We start from the raw sequence: 17,732 nt of genomic DNA on the forward strand, positions 1-17,732 counted from the left end.
CGTTTAGCTGAATACCTTTCCCATAGAGGTGAGAAAATACCTTTAACAGTCAAATTACTCAACAAATTTAGATTAAGTAACGAACTGTCCCATTAAACAAAAAACCAGTGAATTTTACAATTCACTGGTTTTTGAAATGACATTATGTATAGCGCATGGGCAGATGAACTACATGCGTCATAAAGCAATTAATTAATCGAATCATCCAAGTTTGGAGCTAACCAACGCTTCGCTTCATCTAAACTCCAGCCTTTACGCTGTGCGTAATCTTCAAGCTGATCTAACGAGATTTTACCCGCGTTAAAGTACTCAGAAGCAGGGTTGGCATAGTAGAAGCCGCTGACAGATGAAGGCGGCCACATTGCAAAGCTGCTCGTAAGCTGTGTGCCAATCTTTTCAGTCGAACCTAACCAGTTAAACAGTGTGGCTTTTTCAGAGTGCTCAGGGCACGCAGGATAGCCTGGTGCAGGACGAATCCCTACATATTTCTCTTTAATCAGCTCTTCATTGCTTAGCTGCTCATTCGGCTGATAGCCCCAGAATTCTTTACGAATACGCTCATGCAAATGCTCTGCAAATGCTTCTGCAAAACGGTCACCCAAAGACTGCACCAAAATGGCAGAATAGTCATCGCCTTTGGCTTTAAACTCATTGGCCATTTCTTCCGCACCAAAAATCGACACGGTAAAGCCGCCCAAGTAATCTTGCCCTTGCTCTGTAGTTGCGACAAAGTCTGCCAAAGACAAGTTTGGTTTACCTGTGACTTTGTCTGACTGTTGACGAATATGATGGAAGGTATGCGTTACTTGATTACGTGCTGCATCATATACTTGTACTGAATCTGCCGCAGAACGGTTGGCAGGGTAAATCCCAAAGACTGCACGTGCATCAAAGCGATTATTTGCAATAATATCTTTGAGCATGGCTTGCGCTTGGTTATATAAGTCGGTTGCAGCTTCGCCCACCACTTCATCTTCCAGAATTTTCGGGAATTTGCCCGCCAAACTCCAAGAAATAAAGAATGGTGTCCAGTCAAAGTATGGCAACAAGGTTTCAAGCGGGTAATTGGTCAGCACTTGTGTACCAATTAATTTTGGTACTGCAGGCGTGTAGTTGTCCCAATCAATTTTTAAACCATTGTCGATGGCTTCTGCATACGACAATTTCGCAGCTTTTGGTTGCTTATTGGCAATACGTTCACGAATTTTAGCGTATTCCGCACGATGCTCTGCAACAAAAGCAGGTTTCATTTCAGGGGAGAGTAAGGTTGTCGCAACACCAACGGCACGCGAAGCATCGGCAACATAAATCACTGCATCATTTGAGAACTGTGGATCAATTTTAACTGCAGTATGTGCTTTAGATGTAGTTGCGCCACCAATCAACAATGGAATGTTAAAGCCTTTACGCTGCATTTCTTTGGCAACAAAAACCATTTCATCTAAAGATGGGGTAATCAGACCAGACAAGCCAATGATATCGACTTTTTCGTCAATGGCAGTTTGCAGGATTTTTTCTGCAGGTACCATCACACCGAGATCGACAATATCGTATCCATTACAGCCCAAGACTACGCCCACAATATTTTTACCAATGTCGTGAACGTCGCCTTTTACCGTTGCCATCAAAACTTTACCTTTAGACTGACCTTCGGTTTTTTCAGCTTCGATGTACGGGTTGAGCCATGCAACGGCTTGTTTCATCACACGTGCAGACTTCACCACTTGTGGCAGGAACATTTTACCTGCACCAAACAAGTCACCAACTACGTTCATGCCATCCATCAACGGGCCTTCAATTACATCTAAAGGACGTTTGGCTTTTAGGCGTGCTTCTTCGGTATCTTCATTAATGAAGGTGGTGATCCCTTTGACTAAGGCATATTCAAGACGTTTTTCGACAGATTCATTACGCCATTCTAAGTTTTCTTCGGCTTTTTGTGCGCCTGCCTGACCACGATATTTTTCGGCTACTTCCAGCAGCTTTTCTGTAGCGTCCTGACCAGTTTCACCTTGGTTTTGGTTCAAAATAACGGCTTCAACCGCATCTTTCAGTTCTTTTGGAATGTCATCGTAAATGGCCAACTGACCTGCGTTGACAATCCCCATGGTCATGCCTTGCTGAATTGCATGATAGAGGAATACAGCGTGAATGGCTTCACGTACAGGTTCGTTACCACGGAAAGAGAAGGATACGTTCGATACACCACCCGAAATCATGGCGTGTGGCAAGTTTTGTTTAATCCAGCCAGTGGCTTCAATGAAATCGACCGCGTAGTTGTTGTGTTCTTCAATACCAGTGGCAACTGCAAACACGTTCGGGTCAAAAATAATGTCTTCAGCAGGGAAGCCAACATCATTGACCAACACATCATAAGAGCGTTTACAAATTTCACGTTTACGTGCTGCTGTGTCGGCCTGTCCCACTTCGTCAAAAGCCATCACAATAACGGCTGCACCGTATTGGCGGCAGAGGCGGGCTTTTTCGACAAACTCATCATATCCTTCTTTTAAGGAAATGGAGTTAACAACGGCTTTACCTTGTACACATTTTAAGCCTGCTTCAATGATTTCCCATTTAGATGAGTCAATCATGATGGGTACGCGAGAAATATCAGGCTCAGATGCCACCAAATTCAGGAAGTGCACCATCGCACCTTCTGAATCGAGCATGCCTTCATCCATGTTGATGTCGATGATTTGTGCGCCACTTTCAACTTGCTGACGTGCGACATCCAAAGCTTCGGCAAAGTTTTCTTCACGAATTAAACGTAGGAATTTTTTAGAGCCTGTGACGTTGGTACGCTCACCCACGTTCACAAATAATGAGTCGTCATAAATGTTAAATGGTTCTAAACCACTTAAACGGCAAGCAGGTTTAATTTCTGGAATTTTACGTGGTGGAATGTCTTTTACTGCATTGTAAATTGCACGAATGTGGTCAGGCGTTGTACCACAACAACCGCCTGTAATATTGATCAAGCCGCTTTCAGCAAATTCTTTGAGGAAAGCTGCGGTTTCTTCAGGCGTTTCATCATAACCACCAAATGCGTTGGGTAAGCCCGCGTTCGGGTGTGCAGAAACAAACACATCGGCAACGTCTGAAACGGTTTTAACGTGTGGACGCATAGCATCTGCGCCCAAAGCACAGTTAAAACCAATTGAAAGTAAATCGCCATGACGTACCGAGTTCCAGAACGCTTCTGCAGTTTGACCCGTTAAGGTACGGCCTGAGGCATCGGTGATGGTGCCAGAAATCATTAATGGCAATTCACGCCCGAGTTGTTTGAATACTTCTTTCACCGCAAAAATGGCAGCTTTACAGTTTAAGGTGTCAAACACGGTTTCAATGAGCAGAATATCTGCGCCACCTTCAATTAAGGCATGCGCAGCTTCAATATAGTTTTCTTTGAGTGCATCAAACGTAATATTACGGAATGCAGGGTCATTTACATTGGGTGAAATTGAACAGGTACGAGAGGTTGGGCCAAGTACACCTGCCACAAAACGTGGTTTGTCTGGGGTTGAATATTTTTCACAGGCAGCTTTAGCCAAACGTGCTGCTTCACGGTTAATTTCAGGAACTAAATCTTCCATATGGTAGTCAGACATAGAAACCCGAGTGCCGTTAAAACTGTTGGTTTCAATAATGTCTGCGCCCGCATCTAAATAGGCTTCGTGAATGCCCTGAATAATTTGCGGTTGGGTCAGTACCAATAAGTCATTGTTACCTTTAAGGTCATGTGCCCAATCTGCAAAGCGTTCACCACGATAATCGGCTTCTTCCAATTGATGGCGTTGAATCATAGTACCCATGGCACCATCGATAATTAAAATTCTTTGGGCAAGAAGCGCTTTCAGGGTGGTAAGCGTGGACATAAAAAACCCTTTATGACTGAATCCGAAATGAGCGCTATTTTAGCAGAGTTCGCACGGCTTTCGTGCACTTGAAGCGACTAGAGAGAGTGGAAGTCGTAAAAATAGTGCATAAAGCAGTATTTTTAGGATTTTGCTGTAGCTTTTGAACCTAAATAAAAGTTGTGATGAGGAACATTCTAATTTTGATTTTACTTTGATGCGTCATCGCTTTGTCATATTGCTCAGGCAAAATTGGCTCACGGTAAATTTTGTCTGAAATTTTAGGCAAATATGACAAAGGTGTAACAATCTAAATTTGAGAGAATGGCATAAGAAAAGTAGGTTTATTTATTCTAAGTGTTTAAATTTAAATGTTAATTTTAATTTTATGCACAAAAAAAACAGCTTAAAGTGTGAAAATAAAGTATGAAAGTTGCTTTATATAGCAGCTCTTTGTCATATAATTGTCACAATTTAATTGAACAATAAGGGGATTTTAAATCCTCTCTTCTGCTTGCATGAATTCTAATCCAACTCCTGTAGATTCAGCACACAAGTCGACCACTAAATCGACCAATGTTCATGTGCCTACACCGAAATTTTTTATGCCGGTGTTTTTAACGATCATCGTTTCTACCCTTATTTATATTGGTTTCCAATTGTCTGCGGACTTATCCCACGTGCCTGCGCTAAGCATGTACTCGGTGATTTTATTGGCGACCGCTTTATTCATTGCCTTAGGCTTTGAATTTGTGAATGGTTTCCACGACACAGCTAACGCAGTGGCAACGGTTATTTATACCAATGCCCTGTCTGCACCTGTGGCAGTAATGTGGGCGGGTTTCTGTAACTTCCTTGGGGTGATGGTCGCCAGTGGCGCAGTTGCCTACGGTATTATTGCCTTACTTCCAGTCGAATTGATTATGAATGTCGGTTCAGGCGCAGGCTTTGCCATGGTTTTTGCCATGTTGATTGCCGCGATTGTCTGGAACTTAGGAACGTGGTTTTTCGGTATTCCTGCTTCAAGTTCGCACACTTTAATCGGTTCGATTTTAGGTGTGGGGATTATGAACTACTTGCTGAACTCAGGTGCGGGTGCAAGTGGCGTAGACATGGAACAAGTCATGAAAGTGGGCAAGGCTTTATTGTTCTCGCCACTGATTGGTTTTGCCTTTGCTGCGATTTTGTTCTTCTTGGTGAAAAAAATCTTCAAGAAACAAATGGAGTTGTTCCAGCCACCTGAAGGCAATAAGCCACCACCACCACTGATTCGTGCCATTCTAATTTTTACTTGTACTGGGGTAAGTTTTGCGCATGGTTCAAACGATGGTCAAAAGGGCATGGGTTTAATCATGTTGATTTTGATCGGGATTGTGCCGTTGGCGTACTCGTTAAATAAAGAGTTAGACCAAAACCACATTCAATCGTTCCAACAGCTTTCAACGCAAACAGCTGATGTGATTTATGCACAACATGTCGATATGCCAGATGAAAAAGCACGTCAGGTCATCACTAGCTATATTCAGACCAAAGAAATTACCCCTGAAGTCGTGCCTGCTTTGGCAAGCTTAACTGACCATTTGGGTGAGCGTGTGGGTCAATATGGCAACTTGAAAGATGTGCCTGAAGCTGAAGTAGCAGAAATGCGTAATGATATGTATTTAAGCACGACTTCATTCAAGCGTTTAGACAAAGCCAATGCCTTGCCTGAAATGTCGGAAGAACAGAAAAAAGTGGTTAAAAGCTACCGCAGCCATTTAGATTCATTCTTACAATACATTCCAACTTGGGTCAAAGTTGCCGTTGCCTTAGCACTAGGCTTGGGTACGATGGTCGGCTGGAAACGTATTGTGGTGACTGTTGGTGAACGTATCGGTAAGCAGCACATGACTTATGGTCAAGGTATGTCTGCCGAGCTTGTGGCAATGTCAACTATTGCTGCTGCAGATGGTTTGGGGATGCCAGTTTCAACTACACACGTACTGAACAGTGCGGTGGCAGGTACCATGGTGGCAAATAAATCGGGTCTGAATTTCCAAATGGTGCGTACAATTCTTTCGGCTTGGATTTTCACTTTACCTGCGACAATTTGTTTATCGGGTAGCTTGTTCTGGTTGTTCTTAAAAGTGTTTTAATCCATTCTCAACTTTTTTGAGTGGTTGAAAAAAGCGCTGTGATGATACAGCGCTTTTTTATACCTGCAGATCAGTCTAGAGAAATATTTGCAGGCAAGTTTTTGAATAGATAGATTAGCGGTTTACATTACTTTTTAAATTTTTGGATGACTTTGTCCAGCGGTAATTTATCTGCAGCAAAGCCATAGAGCGCAGCGAAAGGTAGGGCCGTTCGTGCCAAATACGCCACGCGCCACAATCCACCATGGTTCGCACCTTCCATCATCAATTCGAGCGGATGCTCAAGTTTCACTTCAGGATTGGCTGCCGAGTTTGGATTGCGTAAGTCATGAATCCACAATGCCGCCATAATCGCATTGGTGGTTTCAGGGCTAAATGCTTCAACATCAAACAAACTTGCGCCACTAAATGCTGCTTTGAGTAATGGATTTTTGGTCACAGAGTGTGTGGTGGTCGAAGGTGCAATATTGATGCTGACATGCTGTCCTTGATGACGCGCTAAAATTGCACGCCATTGCTGGATGCGTTTTGCTAAAGCATAGTTTGGCCCTTGTTCAACCACTAAACAGTCGGCAATACCATAATGTTGACCATTGTCTGAAGCAATTAAATTATGCAGATTCTTTTGGAAGAAATGACTGCGTGAAATGGTTTCAATACTTTTGGTGAGTAGCTTTTGCCCTTGTGAACGCTGCTGAAACTTCTCTGCCGATGCGCTAATCACTTCTTCAGGAACGGCATAAACATCGGTTGGGGTACACATAAACATAAGGCTGCTATCAGCTTTGTGTTCGCTGACATATTGCATAATGGCATCCATCGCCATCGCAACACGCACGTGTTTTTCACCATCTAAATAGGCAATGGCTGCTAAATCTAGCGTTTCAGGTTTTTGAGCTAACCATTGTGCAATTTCTGGGGTTTGTGTCAGTAGATTTGCACCCAACTGTTCTGTTAAAATATCAAGTGGGGTATCTGCCGCGAGTTGTGTTGTACTGGGTGCATATAAGGTGGCATTGCCTTGTTGCACAGTGCTTAAAATTTTATTCCACACACGGCTATTTGGTAAATCGACTGCAATAATATTGGCTTTCCATTTGGCTAACCATGTGAGTGGCCCTGCTTCTGAAGCTGCACCAAATAGCACCATGTTACGGTCAGACAAATCAAACCATTCAGGATGCGCCATTGCAGCATTTAACGCTTCGGCATGACTTGGTTCAATAATGCCTGCTGCTAGCCAAATTGCAACTTGATCTAGCAGAGCTTGACCTTGTAACTTTTGCCCACGATACGGCACATACCATTCGGGTGCTGCTTGGCTGCTGCCTTGTAATTTAAAGGTATGTAAAGTTTCAGTAGGCAAGAGCATGACATCTTTCAGCACATATTTTTGCTCATGACGATAAAACTCAAAACTTTGATGCGCTTTTCTTAAACCATCTTCTGCAATTTGAATTGCGTTAGCTTGTTCACGAATACCATTGGTCACGAGGGCTTTAAAGTATTTTGGATAGTGTTTACGCCAGTTTTTTTCTGCCAAAGCATCGACTGAGCTTTGATGATCGACTGTGGCTAAGGCTTCGGCAATAATTTGTTTGCCCGTGCTTGAGGTGCTGGGTTTATGATTTTCTGGATGAATTGGAAACTGTAAGCCATCGTAAGAAGTGGACATGCAAAAACTCGCAAACTAAATTGAAATTAATATACAGATGTATACATTATCTATGCCAAGTTGCGATATGGGGTAGCAAAAACTACCAAAATTGAGTGAAATTTGAATAAAAAAACCTTCACGAAGTGTAAAGGTTTTTAATGTGAATGAAATGTTGTTGAGATTTAAAGGTTAGTGTTTAAATGTCTAGGTTCGAATCATAAATGAGTCTGATGCTGTATCAACAATGTTTTATTCACTCAGACCAACAGCTTAACAACGTCCTTTTTTCGCCTGACCTGGAGGACAAAAATCTCCATCACCATGCGGATGTTGGTGTGGATAATAGCCTTTCGGGTAGATCGTGCGGTCAGGATCAATCACTACACTGCCTTCAGGGGTATGTACGGCACAGGCGCTTAATCCTAGACTGAGTAACAGGGCGCTTAGAAGTGCAAACTTTTTCATGGCTGACTCCTGATTGCTTGATAGTTTTAGTCTTTATATTCTTAGTATAAGTGCTTGTCGAGTAACTGCATGTTATTTGTTGTGTGCTTTATGCTGTATTGGATCATTCAGATGCTTTCATCAATCAAAAATACTTATCAGCAGTTCATAAAATGACGATTGAAAGTCGTTTTTCCCAATGAGAGAGGCTGAAGATGAGAGGCAATAAATGATGGTGTTAAGCGGATTTATGAAAGCAGTCTATTGACGGGTTTGAAAATTCTTTAAAGTAGCAACGACTCAGTGGTAGATGTACCGAGTCGTTATAGTTTCAAAAGTTAAAACGGCAGTTGCGCCAGTTTATTCAGGAAGTGAGGCAAGATGCGTGGTTCAATTAAAATAGTCACAATCACACCATAGGCCGCACCCCATAAATGCGCACTGTGATTAATATTGGAATTGCCGCGTTTACCCGACCAAATGCTATACGCTACATACAGTATTGCAAAAATAATGGCAGGCACTGGAATAAAGAACACGAAAATCAACTTCCACGGCTCAAACAAAATATAGGCAAACAACACCGCAGATACAGCACCAGATGCGCCTAAGCTGGCCCAACGATGGTCATTTTTATGCTTTAAATAACTTGGAATAATCGCGGCGATTAAACCACCCAAATAGAATAAAACAAAGCCTAAATCATAGACGTATTGGCGATAAAAACTTTCAATAATGCTGCCAAAGAAAAACAGGGTAATCATATTGAACAGCAAATGCGCACCATCGGCATGCACAAAACCATGGGTAATGAAGCGGTCATATTGACCACGTTGCATAGCAGGCGGCCAAAAAATCAGACGATTCATTAATTCTTGTTTGGAAAACGCCAACATAGACACAATGACCGTAATAATGATAATGGTCACGGTATGATTAAAAGGTAAATCGAGCATAAACGCCTATTCTTTTACTTGAATTCTGCTGTAATAATGCATCAAAACTGAGTTTGAGTCGAACTTTAGGAATAAATCCGACAATTTTGGTTGATTTTTTTTTATTCCCCCGCATCTTCAGTTAAAATAGCCACTTCAGCTTGAGGAAATTATTGTTATGTCGACTGAGAACAGCAGCACAGCAGTTGTAGATGAAATTCCAAACTTATTGATTACGCCAACTGCTCAAGAGTATTTGAAGGATTTATTGGCAAAGCAAAATACACCGGGTATTGGTGTGCGTGTTTTTGTGGAAAATCCTGGTACACCGCGTGCTGAATGTTGCATGGCTTATAGTGCGCCCGATGAAGTTGTACCTACAGACTACAAACAGGAATATCCAGACTTTCCTGCATTTATTGATACGCCGTCTATTCCGTATTTATTGGATGCCGTAATTGACTACAACAAAGACCGTTTTGGTGGTCAATTGACTTTCCGTGCACCGAACTCAAAAGTGCCACGCGTAGGCCCAGATGCTTCGGTAGAAGAACGCATTACTTATGTTTTACAGTCTGAAATTAACCCAGGTTTAGCAGGGCATGGTGGTAACTGTGCTTTGGTTGAAGTGGTTGAAGATGAAGAACACGGCTTAACTGCAGTATTGAAATTTGGTGGCGGTTGCCAAGGATGTTCAGCGATTGATGTGACTTTAAAGCAAGGTGTTGAAACAACCTTGAAACAACACGTACCTGAATTGATGCGTGTGGTGGATCAGACTGACCACAGTCAATCTGAAGGTGCTTATTTTAAATAAGCTCTAAGCCTCGCTTAAAAATAACCTCCTAAATTTTAGGAGGTTATTTTTTATCTGAAATTGTCAACAGACCCTATTCATTCGTTTGTAGATTTAAAATTTGTTGTGTTTTTTCAGAATAATAAAATTTCTCTAAATAATGGCGCGCACGTTGCTTTAAATAGCCTTCAGCGATCATTTTTTGAATGACTGGATTTAACAGTTGTTGTAATTGTTGTTGGACTAGCGCTTCATCAATGTTTAAGTCGTGCAATAACAAGTCAAAAGGGCGCGCCTGATTGCGTACATACCACGCATAAACCCCATCATGCACTTGCTGTTTCAAATAGTCACTTTGGCGTAAATGATCCCAAATTTCATGTCCTAAATTGACAGTTTGGGATAGGTCTTGTACTTCAATATAATTTTTTAAAACGGAAAGTGGCAAGTCTTTAACTTTGTGCCATAAATTGGCTTGGAAGTGATACAGTTTTTCCTCATCAAAATGTTGATTAAGCACCGACTCGCTCATTTGAGTCAGCTTCTGCACATTTTTTTGCAAATAATGCTGAATGGTCTGGTCTAAATTGGTATCGGTAACGCTTTCCAAAACCGATTTACCCATTTTCATAAAACGCGATACGCCAGGCACGCTTTTGGCGATCACCGAATTATCCATATAATCCTGAATGGAATGTTGAATGAGTTGGGTAATCATGGCGGCAAAGGCAGGATTATTCACCACGGCTTTAATCAAACGCTGACGATGTCCACTTTTACTTGCAACATATTGTGCAATTTTGTCGATGGTCAGCACAGGTATCACATCGGCAATTTTACTGCTGTCATTAACAGGGTGTACCAGTGCAAAACGAATATGCTCAGCAATTTGTTCCACTAAAAATGAACTGGCAGGTGTATTTAAAATTTGATGTTGAATCAGTTGATGAATGGCTTCAGATGTCCATAAATCTTGTAAGCTTTGTTTGCGAAACCATTGGTAAAACTGCACAAATTCAGTTTGTACCATTTCACTTTGGTTAAATTCTTGATCTAAAAAATCAAGCTGAGCTTCAATTAGATGCTCAATGATGGGATGTTTCTGCATGAAGGTTTTATATAATAATTAATTTAGAGGAATCAGTTTATCAGCAAGTGGGTTTTTTAGGTTCTGAGTTTTAGCCAGAAACGGCAAATAATATTGTGCGACTTGTTTTTCAGCTTCCAATAACGGCATGTGTCCAACATTATTAAGAATCACAGGTGTTTCGGCGCGTTTGAGTAAAGATTGTAATTCCTTCGCCACTTCAACATTAATAATGCGATCTTGCTTACCCCATAAAATCAGGGTCGGTGCTTCAATTGATCCTGCTAAACGTGCAAATGAGTCTGGAGTATAAATACGGTTGAGTTTGACAATTTGCTCAATTGCTTTACGGGTTTGTTCTGAGCGAGAAATCAGGACTTCTTCTTGCGCATGTTGAATTTGTGAGGTCATGGCAGGCGGGCTTTGCATGATTTGTTTGGCGACGTCGGCTAAATCGCCATGTTTGCTCACAATTAAGTCATTTAAAGATAATGGATTTTTGGTGTAAGGCGTATTAGCAAGTTTATAAATGCCTGCACTATTGAGTAAAAATAAACTTTGCGTATCAAAAGGATATTGCGAGGCATACACGGTTGCAATTGAGCCGCCTAAAGAATGTCCTGCCACGTTTAAGTTTTCTTCACAGTCAATTGCTTCAATAAACTGACGCAGTTGTGAAGTTACATTCGGTACTGAATTATCAAAATTGCTTGGTGTTTTGGTGTCACCGCTATTGGGTAAATCTGGAATAATCACATGATAATGTGGTGTTAAAAATTCTGCGACACGGTTCCAATTATCACGTGTGCCTGCCAAACCATGAATCAATAAAATTGTGGGTTTACTTTGCGAGCCACCTTCATTATAGCTCCAGACGACATCTCCAACTCGAATGCTTTTAGAGGTGAGTCCTGCCTGTTTACGCTGTTGCTGAAAGTGATGTTGTAATAATTTAAGTTCAGTCGCGTTGTTGCTATTAATATTATTGTTTTTTGTGAAAGTATATTGATTAGGCGCAGCACTTTGCACAAGGCAAGATGTGCTTAGTCCTAAAGCCAAAAAAATCGTATGTAGATAACGTGATCGAATAAATTTCATCATGAAAACGTCTTCCCCTGACGAACCAAAAACAGGCTCCAATAATGATCGGCATTAGCTCTTAGATCTAATTGCACATCTGTAATCTGTCTATTGTAGGCGATTAAAAATGAAAGTCATCCATTGCTTTTTGACCAAAGCTTTGAAATTGGTAGAAAATGTGACATATCTCTATAAAAAGTGAAAAAATTTATAACAAAAATGAATAAAGAAAAGCGCGGTTGTATATTTTTTTGCAAGTGACATTCATAAAGACTGGCTATAGAATATTACAACTTCAAAGATCGGTGGTAAATCAAGAATGCTAACAGCTCAAGAAGCTTTAGAACGTCTTAAACAAGGAAACCAACGTTTTGTTTCTGGTGATACCAAACATCCGAAGCAATTGTCGCACCAACAACGTGCAGAAATGGCAGAAGACCAAAATCCTTTTGCCATTATTTTAGGATGTTCAGATTCACGTGTCCCTGCAGAAATGGTATTTGACCAAGGATTGGGTGATCTTTTTGTAATTCGTGTTGCGGGCAATGTGGTTGCGCCATCACAAGTGGGCAGTGTTGAATTTGCGGCAGAGCGTTATGACTGTGCTGTGGTTGTTGTCTTAGGACACAGTCACTGTGGTGCAATTCAAGCGACAATTGATACTCTAATGTGCCCAGACTGCCCGCCATCGGCAAATTTAATGTCGATTGTGAACCGTGTTCGACCTTCAGTTGAAACCTTAATGCAGACTGAACTAAAAAATGATTTGGCGAAATTGTCTAAGCATGCAGTGCGTTCTAATGTGTTTGCATCGGTAAATCAATTGCGTCATGGTTCAGCGGTTTTAGAAAACCTGATTGAACAAGGTCAGTTGAAAGTGGTTGGTGCAGAATATTCGTTAGAAACAGGTGAAGTAGTTTTTTTTGATTTTTAATCTGAACCGCACATTAAGTAAATTTTCCTCAAAGGCGCTTTATAAAGCGCCTTTGATATATGGATAAGCATTATTTAGCAAAATAGGCTGAGCTTTGGCATTTGGATGAATTAAATCTTTTTGCATCAATTGCTTATTGCCCGCAATACCTTCCATAAAAAATGGCAGTAATTTGACTTTATATTGCTGACTCACCACTTTATAGTTATTTTCAAATGCTTTGCTATACGCCGAGCCGTAATTTGGCGGCATTTTCATCCCAAAAATCACCACTTTCGCTTTGGCTTTTTGGCTATGCTGAATTAAGTTCGCTAAATTTTTTTGAATCATTTGTGGCGGTTGTCCACGCAAGCCATCATTTCCGCCTAACTCAATGACTACAACGTCTGGACGATGGGTCTGCAGCAATTTAGGCAGACGCGCCAAAGCACCACTGGTGGTTTCGCCACTGACACTTGCATTGACCACTTTATGCTGTTTCGGATACTGTTGTTCTAAACGTTTTTGCAATAAGTGAACCCAACCTTGTTGTGGTTGTATGCCGTAACCTGCACTTAAGCTGTCACCTACAATCATAATGGTTTTTGCAGATACCACGAGTGGGCTGAAACATAGTCCGAGCAGCAACACACGCGGGAAGACACGACTAGTTAGATTGCGATTTTGCATAATGGGAAACGTATGACTCAAAACACTAAAGAATCTAATATCATGCCACAAACGATTATTTCTGCCCAAAATTTGACACAAAAGATACAACTTGCACAAAAACAATTGACCATTTTTGAGAATTTAAACCTCGATATTCAGGCAGGCGAACAAGTTGCCATTACAGGTCGTTCGGGTTCGGGAAAATCGACCTTATTGGGTATTTTGGCAACATTAGATCAGGCCAGCAGTGGAAAATTGGTGGTATGTGGTGAGTCAATTGCAGAATTAAACGAAGAACAACGTGCAGAAGTTCGTTTAAAGCATATTGGTTTTGTGTTCCAGTCATTTCAGTTATTGCCGCATTTGACGGCACTGGAAAATGTGATGTTGCCACTACGTTTGCAGGAAAAATTTAAATATGCAGAGGCAGAACAAAAAGCCCTCAACTTGCTGAAACGTGTGGGTTTAGAACGACAAGCACAGCAAACGCCGAAAGTGCTTTCGGGAGGTGAGCAACAACGTGTCGCCATTGCACGCGCTTTAATTCGTGAACCTAAAATTATTTTTGCCGATGAACCGACAGGAAACTTGGATGGTGAAACTGCAACTGAAATTGAGCAATTGTTATTTGAATTGAACCGTGAGTTGCGCACAACTTTGGTTTTGGTCACGCATGACCCGAAACTGGCGGCACAATGTCAGCGCCATTACGCTTTAATTGATGGGCAATTGGTTGAGCAATTTGCAGCTAAGCCAACCGCTGCCATAACAGGAGGATGAAATGAACGCATTATTTCATCCACTGTTAAAGCAGAGTTTTAAAAGCAGTGGTGTCTATTTACTGATTATTGCGCTGACTTTAGCGATTAGCGCGACCACAGCCTTAAAGTTTAGCAATGAGCAAATTCAAAATGCTGTAGCGTTGCAAGCGGCAGAAATGTTGGCGGGTGATTTAGTCCTGAGCGACAATGAACCCATTGCACAAGACTGGCAGGATCAGGCGACTGCACATCAGTTACAACAGTCGCATGTGACTGTATTTAGTTCGATGGCACATACTCAAGCACAATTTGTGATGGTGAATGTCAAAGCGATTGAGCACAATTTTCCGTTACGCGGTGAATTACGGGTGAGTCCTGCAGCGGACAAGATTCAGTCTGGCGAAATTTGGCTCAGCCAACGTGCTATGGATTTACTTCACGTTAAACTGGGTGAAACAGTAAATATTGCCGATGCAGCATTTACCGTGACTGCCAAAATTGAACATGATTCTAATCAGGAACTCGGTTTTTCAGGTTTTTCGCCGACAGTAATTATTTCACAGGCCGATGTGGCACGTACCCACGCGATTCAAGTGGGTAGCCGCATAGATTACCGTTTGTTGTTGGCAGGCAGCGCCAAAGATACACAAAATTTTGAGCAGTATTTTAAAACACATACACAACAGCCTGCACAGGCACAGCAAACGGCCAGCCCTGAACAAAACTTTGAAGAACAAAGTAGTTTAAGACTACGCAATGCCAGTGAAGGCAATACTCGCTTAATGCGCCCCATTGCCAATTTAGATACCTTTTTACAGTTAGCGAATATCCTGACCATTTTATTGTGTGGGATTGCGATTGGTTTGACCAGTCAGCGCTATGTGCAACAAAATCAGGATCATATCGCCTTATTACGTTGTATTGGTGCAAGTAAACGACAAATTTTAGCCGCTTATTTGGCTTTGCTTGCTTTGGTCTTAATTATCGCTATGGGCATTGGCAGTATTTTGGGCGTGACGTTGGGCTATGCTTTGTTGCAAATCATGCTGCAACTGATTCCGCACCTGGAAATTCAATTTTCAGCCATGGCAATGTTGCTTGGGCCATTGCCAATCGCCATGCTCACCAGTGCTGTGGTGTTGTTGGGTTTTGTGCTGCCTAATTTATTGCAATTGCTGAATACCGCACCGATTCGCGTGATTCGCCAACAAGACAAAAGCATGCGCGCTTGGTGGTGGATGTTGCTTACAGGGACGCTAAGTCTAATCGTATTTTGTGTGGTCTTGACCGAAAGTTTAGTGCTTAGTACATGGGTGATTGGTGCGATTATTGCGCTGTGCGTATTGCTGTATGGAGTGGTGTGGAGTTTATTAAAATTATTGCGTCATTCTAAAGGCAGACTCGCAGCGTATATTCGTGCGCCTGCTGTCACGGCATTTCAAATTACTGCATTGGCTTTAGGATTAAGTTTAATTACGGTACTTGCAGTGTTGCGTACCGACCTGCTAGATCGTTGGCAGCAGCAATTGCCCGAAGGAACACCCAATCAGTTTGTTTACGGCTTGCCACCGTTTGATATGCCTGAGTTTCAACAACAATTAACGCAGCAGCAGTGGCACAGCACGCCACTTTATCCAAATATACGCGGGCGTTTGGTCGCCAAAAATGATCAACCTTTTGCCGACGCCTTAATTCAGCAAAGCAATACGTTAAGACGCGAACTCAACCTGACACAGTCTGAGCGTTATCCTGCCGATAATATCATTGTAAATGGGCAAGCCAATTTCAGTGCAGTGGGACAAGTGTCAGTAGAAGCAGATACGGCTGCCGAGTTGGGCATTCAAATTGGTGATCGACTCAGTTTTAGTTTGCCTGAAGGCATACTTGAAGCCGAAGTGATTAATCTGCGTACGGTGGAGTGGGAAAGCTTTAGTCCAAATTTTTTCTTTATTTTTTCACCGCACACTATGGATGAAAATGCAGGCAGTTATTTGGGCAGTTTCTATGTGCCTGAAGCAGATAAACCGAAACTAATTCAATTGATTCAGCAATTTGCCAACACAGTGTTTATTGATGTCAGCCTAATTTTGGATGAAATTAAACGCATTGTGAATGTGTTGGTGCAGATCATCACCATTTTAGCCATTTTGGTGAGTGTGTCTGGGCTGTTGGTATTAATCGCGTGTTTAAACTTGCTGATGGATGAGCGCAAACGCGAAGTGGCATTGCTGCGTTCTTTTGGCAGTTCTAAACAAAAGCTCAAACGTATGTTAAGTCTAGAAATTGGTTTTATGGGGTTTTTGGCGGGAATTGTGGCGTGTTTATTTGCCGAAGTCATTAGTGCTGTTGCCAGTTACCGCATGGATTTAATGCTGCAACCGCATTGGGAAATCTGGCTGATTTTGCCTGTATTTATGACCGTGTTGTGTGCCTTGATAGGACGTTATCGTTTAAGTTATTTGTGCGATATTCCGCCACTACAAAGTTTAAGAGAGATGAATCAGTCCTGATTCATCTCTCGTTTATGGTGTTCTGCTAGTTGTAAGGTTGATTGCTCAACCCAGACTGCGTTGCATCATGCTAAGCAGTTCTTGCCAAAGAGGTTGAATTGGAGCAAGCAGTTTATGGCAATACCAGTAAAATGCAGCACAACCCAATGGTGCAAGGAGCATCGCAAAACTGTTCACTAAGTTACTGTGTTTGCTGCGTTGTCCAAGGTACCAAATGAGTGTCATGGCTGCGCCCATGAGCATGCCGCCAATATGTGCAGCATTATTAATGCCACTGATCATAAAGCCCATACCTAAGTTCAGTGCCATCACCATCACCAAAGTCTTGCCATCCAACAGAAATTTTTGGCGAGGTAATTGGGGCAATAACGCCAATACCGTCAGTGCAGCTCCAAGTCCCATCACTGCACCCGATGCACCTGCACCCACGCTAGGTAACAGCTTTGGATTAGCGACACCTTGTTCGAGCAGGGTATAGCTGTCTTGAATGCTGACATAGCCACTAAGCAGGCTACCCATCAAACCTGCGCAAACATATAACACTATAAAATAGACACGCCCAAACAACTGTTCACTGACGCTGCCAAAAATATACAAGGCCCACATATTTAACATTAAATGTACTAAACCGAAATGAAAAAACATGCTGCTGAACAGGCGAATGGGTTCCGCCAAAAAGGTTAAAGGTGCATAATCAGCACCCCAGCGTATTGCATCTTGCGGGCTAGGATTGCTAATGTTCATGCCGTTGAGCACTTGCCATGCAAACAAAGCCACGTTTATTGCAATCAGGGCTGCGGTAATCCACCACAGGTGAATTTCAACTTTATTGTTGCGCAGGTTTGGGGGATGTTGGGACATATATTTGAATATTGTGTCGTAGTG

Annotated in this window: 13 protein-coding genes; 5 read left to right on the forward strand and 8 right to left on the reverse strand. The window is 42.0% G+C overall.

Annotated features, from left to right (window positions below):
- Nucleotides 1-188 precede the first annotated feature (188 nt).
- The gene (gene metH, locus HX743_RS03960; protein WP_178318558.1) at nucleotides 189-3,878 is read right to left on the reverse strand and encodes a methionine synthase; all 3,690 of its coding nucleotides are present in this window, start codon (nucleotides 3,876-3,878) and stop codon (nucleotides 189-191) included.
- Between the two features lie 497 nt (nucleotides 3,879-4,375).
- On the opposite strand from metH, the gene HX743_RS03965 reads away from it, so the two are divergent.
- Nucleotides 4,376-5,992, forward strand: a complete 1,617-nt coding sequence (locus HX743_RS03965) for an inorganic phosphate transporter (RefSeq protein ID WP_004972047.1) — start codon at nucleotides 4,376-4,378, stop codon at nucleotides 5,990-5,992.
- A gap of 127 nt (nucleotides 5,993-6,119) precedes the next feature.
- Here the strand turns inward: HX743_RS03965 and HX743_RS03970 are convergent, their stop codons facing one another.
- From HX743_RS03970 to HX743_RS03980, 3 genes are all read right to left on the reverse strand, one after another.
- Complete coding sequence (locus HX743_RS03970; protein WP_178318559.1) at nucleotides 6,120-7,667, reverse strand: hypothetical protein; 1,548 nt, start codon at nucleotides 7,665-7,667, stop codon at nucleotides 6,120-6,122.
- Nucleotides 7,668-7,919: 252 nt separating this feature from the next.
- Nucleotides 7,920-8,114 (reverse strand): hypothetical protein, encoded by a 195-nt coding sequence (locus HX743_RS03975; RefSeq protein WP_004972042.1) that lies wholly within the window; start codon nucleotides 8,112-8,114, stop codon nucleotides 7,920-7,922.
- A gap of 317 nt (nucleotides 8,115-8,431) precedes the next feature.
- Nucleotides 8,432-9,049 carry a rhomboid family intramembrane serine protease gene (locus tag HX743_RS03980; protein WP_004972041.1) on the reverse strand — a complete coding sequence of 206 codons (618 nt, stop codon included), beginning with the start codon at nucleotides 9,047-9,049 and terminating at the stop codon, nucleotides 8,432-8,434.
- A 157-nt stretch (nucleotides 9,050-9,206) separates the two neighbouring features.
- Here HX743_RS03980 and nfuA point away from each other — a divergent pair, with 157 nt between their 5' ends.
- Complete coding sequence (nfuA, locus tag HX743_RS03985) at nucleotides 9,207-9,845, forward strand: Fe-S biogenesis protein NfuA (protein ID WP_096900978.1); 639 nt, start codon at nucleotides 9,207-9,209, stop codon at nucleotides 9,843-9,845.
- A 73-nt stretch (nucleotides 9,846-9,918) separates the two neighbouring features.
- Here nfuA and HX743_RS03990 read toward each other — a convergent pair whose 3' ends face one another.
- Entirely contained in the window at nucleotides 9,919-10,932 is a 1,014-nt protein-coding gene (locus tag HX743_RS03990; RefSeq protein WP_178318560.1) for a hypothetical protein, read from the reverse strand.
- An 18-nt stretch (nucleotides 10,933-10,950) separates the two neighbouring features.
- Nucleotides 10,951-12,012 (reverse strand): alpha/beta fold hydrolase, encoded by a 1,062-nt coding sequence (locus HX743_RS03995; protein ID WP_178318561.1) that lies wholly within the window; start codon nucleotides 12,010-12,012, stop codon nucleotides 10,951-10,953.
- 298 nt (nucleotides 12,013-12,310) lie between these two features.
- Here HX743_RS03995 and HX743_RS04000 point away from each other — a divergent pair, with 298 nt between their 5' ends.
- The gene (locus HX743_RS04000; protein ID WP_019837464.1) at nucleotides 12,311-12,925 is read left to right on the forward strand and encodes a carbonic anhydrase; all 615 of its coding nucleotides are present in this window, start codon (nucleotides 12,311-12,313) and stop codon (nucleotides 12,923-12,925) included.
- Nucleotides 12,926-12,964: 39 nt separating this feature from the next.
- Here the strand turns inward: HX743_RS04000 and HX743_RS04005 are convergent, their stop codons facing one another.
- Nucleotides 12,965-13,594: an arylesterase gene (locus HX743_RS04005; protein ID WP_234113847.1), complete on the reverse strand. Its 630-nt coding sequence runs from the start codon at nucleotides 13,592-13,594 to the stop codon at nucleotides 12,965-12,967.
- 12 nt (nucleotides 13,595-13,606) lie between these two features.
- Between HX743_RS04005 and HX743_RS04010 the strand changes: the two genes are divergently transcribed.
- Complete coding sequence (locus HX743_RS04010) at nucleotides 13,607-14,356, forward strand: ABC transporter ATP-binding protein (protein WP_178318562.1); 750 nt, start codon at nucleotides 13,607-13,609, stop codon at nucleotides 14,354-14,356.
- Between the two features lies 1 nt (nucleotide 14,357).
- Complete coding sequence (locus HX743_RS04015; protein ID WP_178318563.1) at nucleotides 14,358-16,847, forward strand: ABC transporter permease; 2,490 nt, start codon at nucleotides 14,358-14,360, stop codon at nucleotides 16,845-16,847.
- 45 nt (nucleotides 16,848-16,892) lie between these two features.
- On the opposite strand, the gene HX743_RS04020 is transcribed toward HX743_RS04015, so the two are convergent.
- Nucleotides 16,893-17,708: a rhomboid family intramembrane serine protease gene (locus HX743_RS04020; RefSeq protein WP_004972022.1), complete on the reverse strand. Its 816-nt coding sequence runs from the start codon at nucleotides 17,706-17,708 to the stop codon at nucleotides 16,893-16,895.
- Between the last annotated feature and the right edge of the window lie 24 nt (nucleotides 17,709-17,732).

Source organism: Acinetobacter sp. Swhac1 (assembly GCF_013390985.1).
Taxonomy (GTDB): domain Bacteria; phylum Pseudomonadota; class Gammaproteobacteria; order Pseudomonadales; family Moraxellaceae; genus Acinetobacter; species Acinetobacter towneri.

Bases quoted from the DNA above. Each gene is read 5' to 3' on its own strand.
- HX743_RS03980 (WP_004972041.1), bottom strand. From the start codon at position 9,049: ATGCTCGATTTACCTTTTAATCATACCGTGACCATTATCATTATTACG.
- HX743_RS04010 (WP_178318562.1), top strand. From the start codon at position 13,607: ATGACTCAAAACACTAAAGAATCTAATATCATGCCACAAACGATTATT.
- HX743_RS03975 (WP_004972042.1), bottom strand. From the start codon at position 8,114: ATGAAAAAGTTTGCACTTCTAAGCGCCCTGTTACTCAGTCTAGGATTA.
- HX743_RS04005 (WP_234113847.1), bottom strand. From the start codon at position 13,594: ATGCAAAATCGCAATCTAACTAGTCGTGTCTTCCCGCGTGTGTTGCTG.
- nfuA (WP_096900978.1), top strand. From the start codon at position 9,207: ATGTCGACTGAGAACAGCAGCACAGCAGTTGTAGATGAAATTCCAAAC.
- HX743_RS03970 (WP_178318559.1), bottom strand. From the start codon at position 7,667: ATGTCCACTTCTTACGATGGCTTACAGTTTCCAATTCATCCAGAAAAT.
- HX743_RS03965 (WP_004972047.1), top strand. From the start codon at position 4,376: ATGAATTCTAATCCAACTCCTGTAGATTCAGCACACAAGTCGACCACT.
- HX743_RS04000 (WP_019837464.1), top strand. From the start codon at position 12,311: ATGCTAACAGCTCAAGAAGCTTTAGAACGTCTTAAACAAGGAAACCAA.
- HX743_RS03990 (WP_178318560.1), bottom strand. From the start codon at position 10,932: ATGCAGAAACATCCCATCATTGAGCATCTAATTGAAGCTCAGCTTGAT.
- HX743_RS03995 (WP_178318561.1), bottom strand. From the start codon at position 12,012: ATGATGAAATTTATTCGATCACGTTATCTACATACGATTTTTTTGGCT.
- HX743_RS04020 (WP_004972022.1), bottom strand. From the start codon at position 17,708: ATGTCCCAACATCCCCCAAACCTGCGCAACAATAAAGTTGAAATTCAC.
- metH (WP_178318558.1), bottom strand. From the start codon at position 3,878: ATGTCCACGCTTACCACCCTGAAAGCGCTTCTTGCCCAAAGAATTTTA.
- HX743_RS04015 (WP_178318563.1), top strand. From the start codon at position 14,358: ATGAACGCATTATTTCATCCACTGTTAAAGCAGAGTTTTAAAAGCAGT.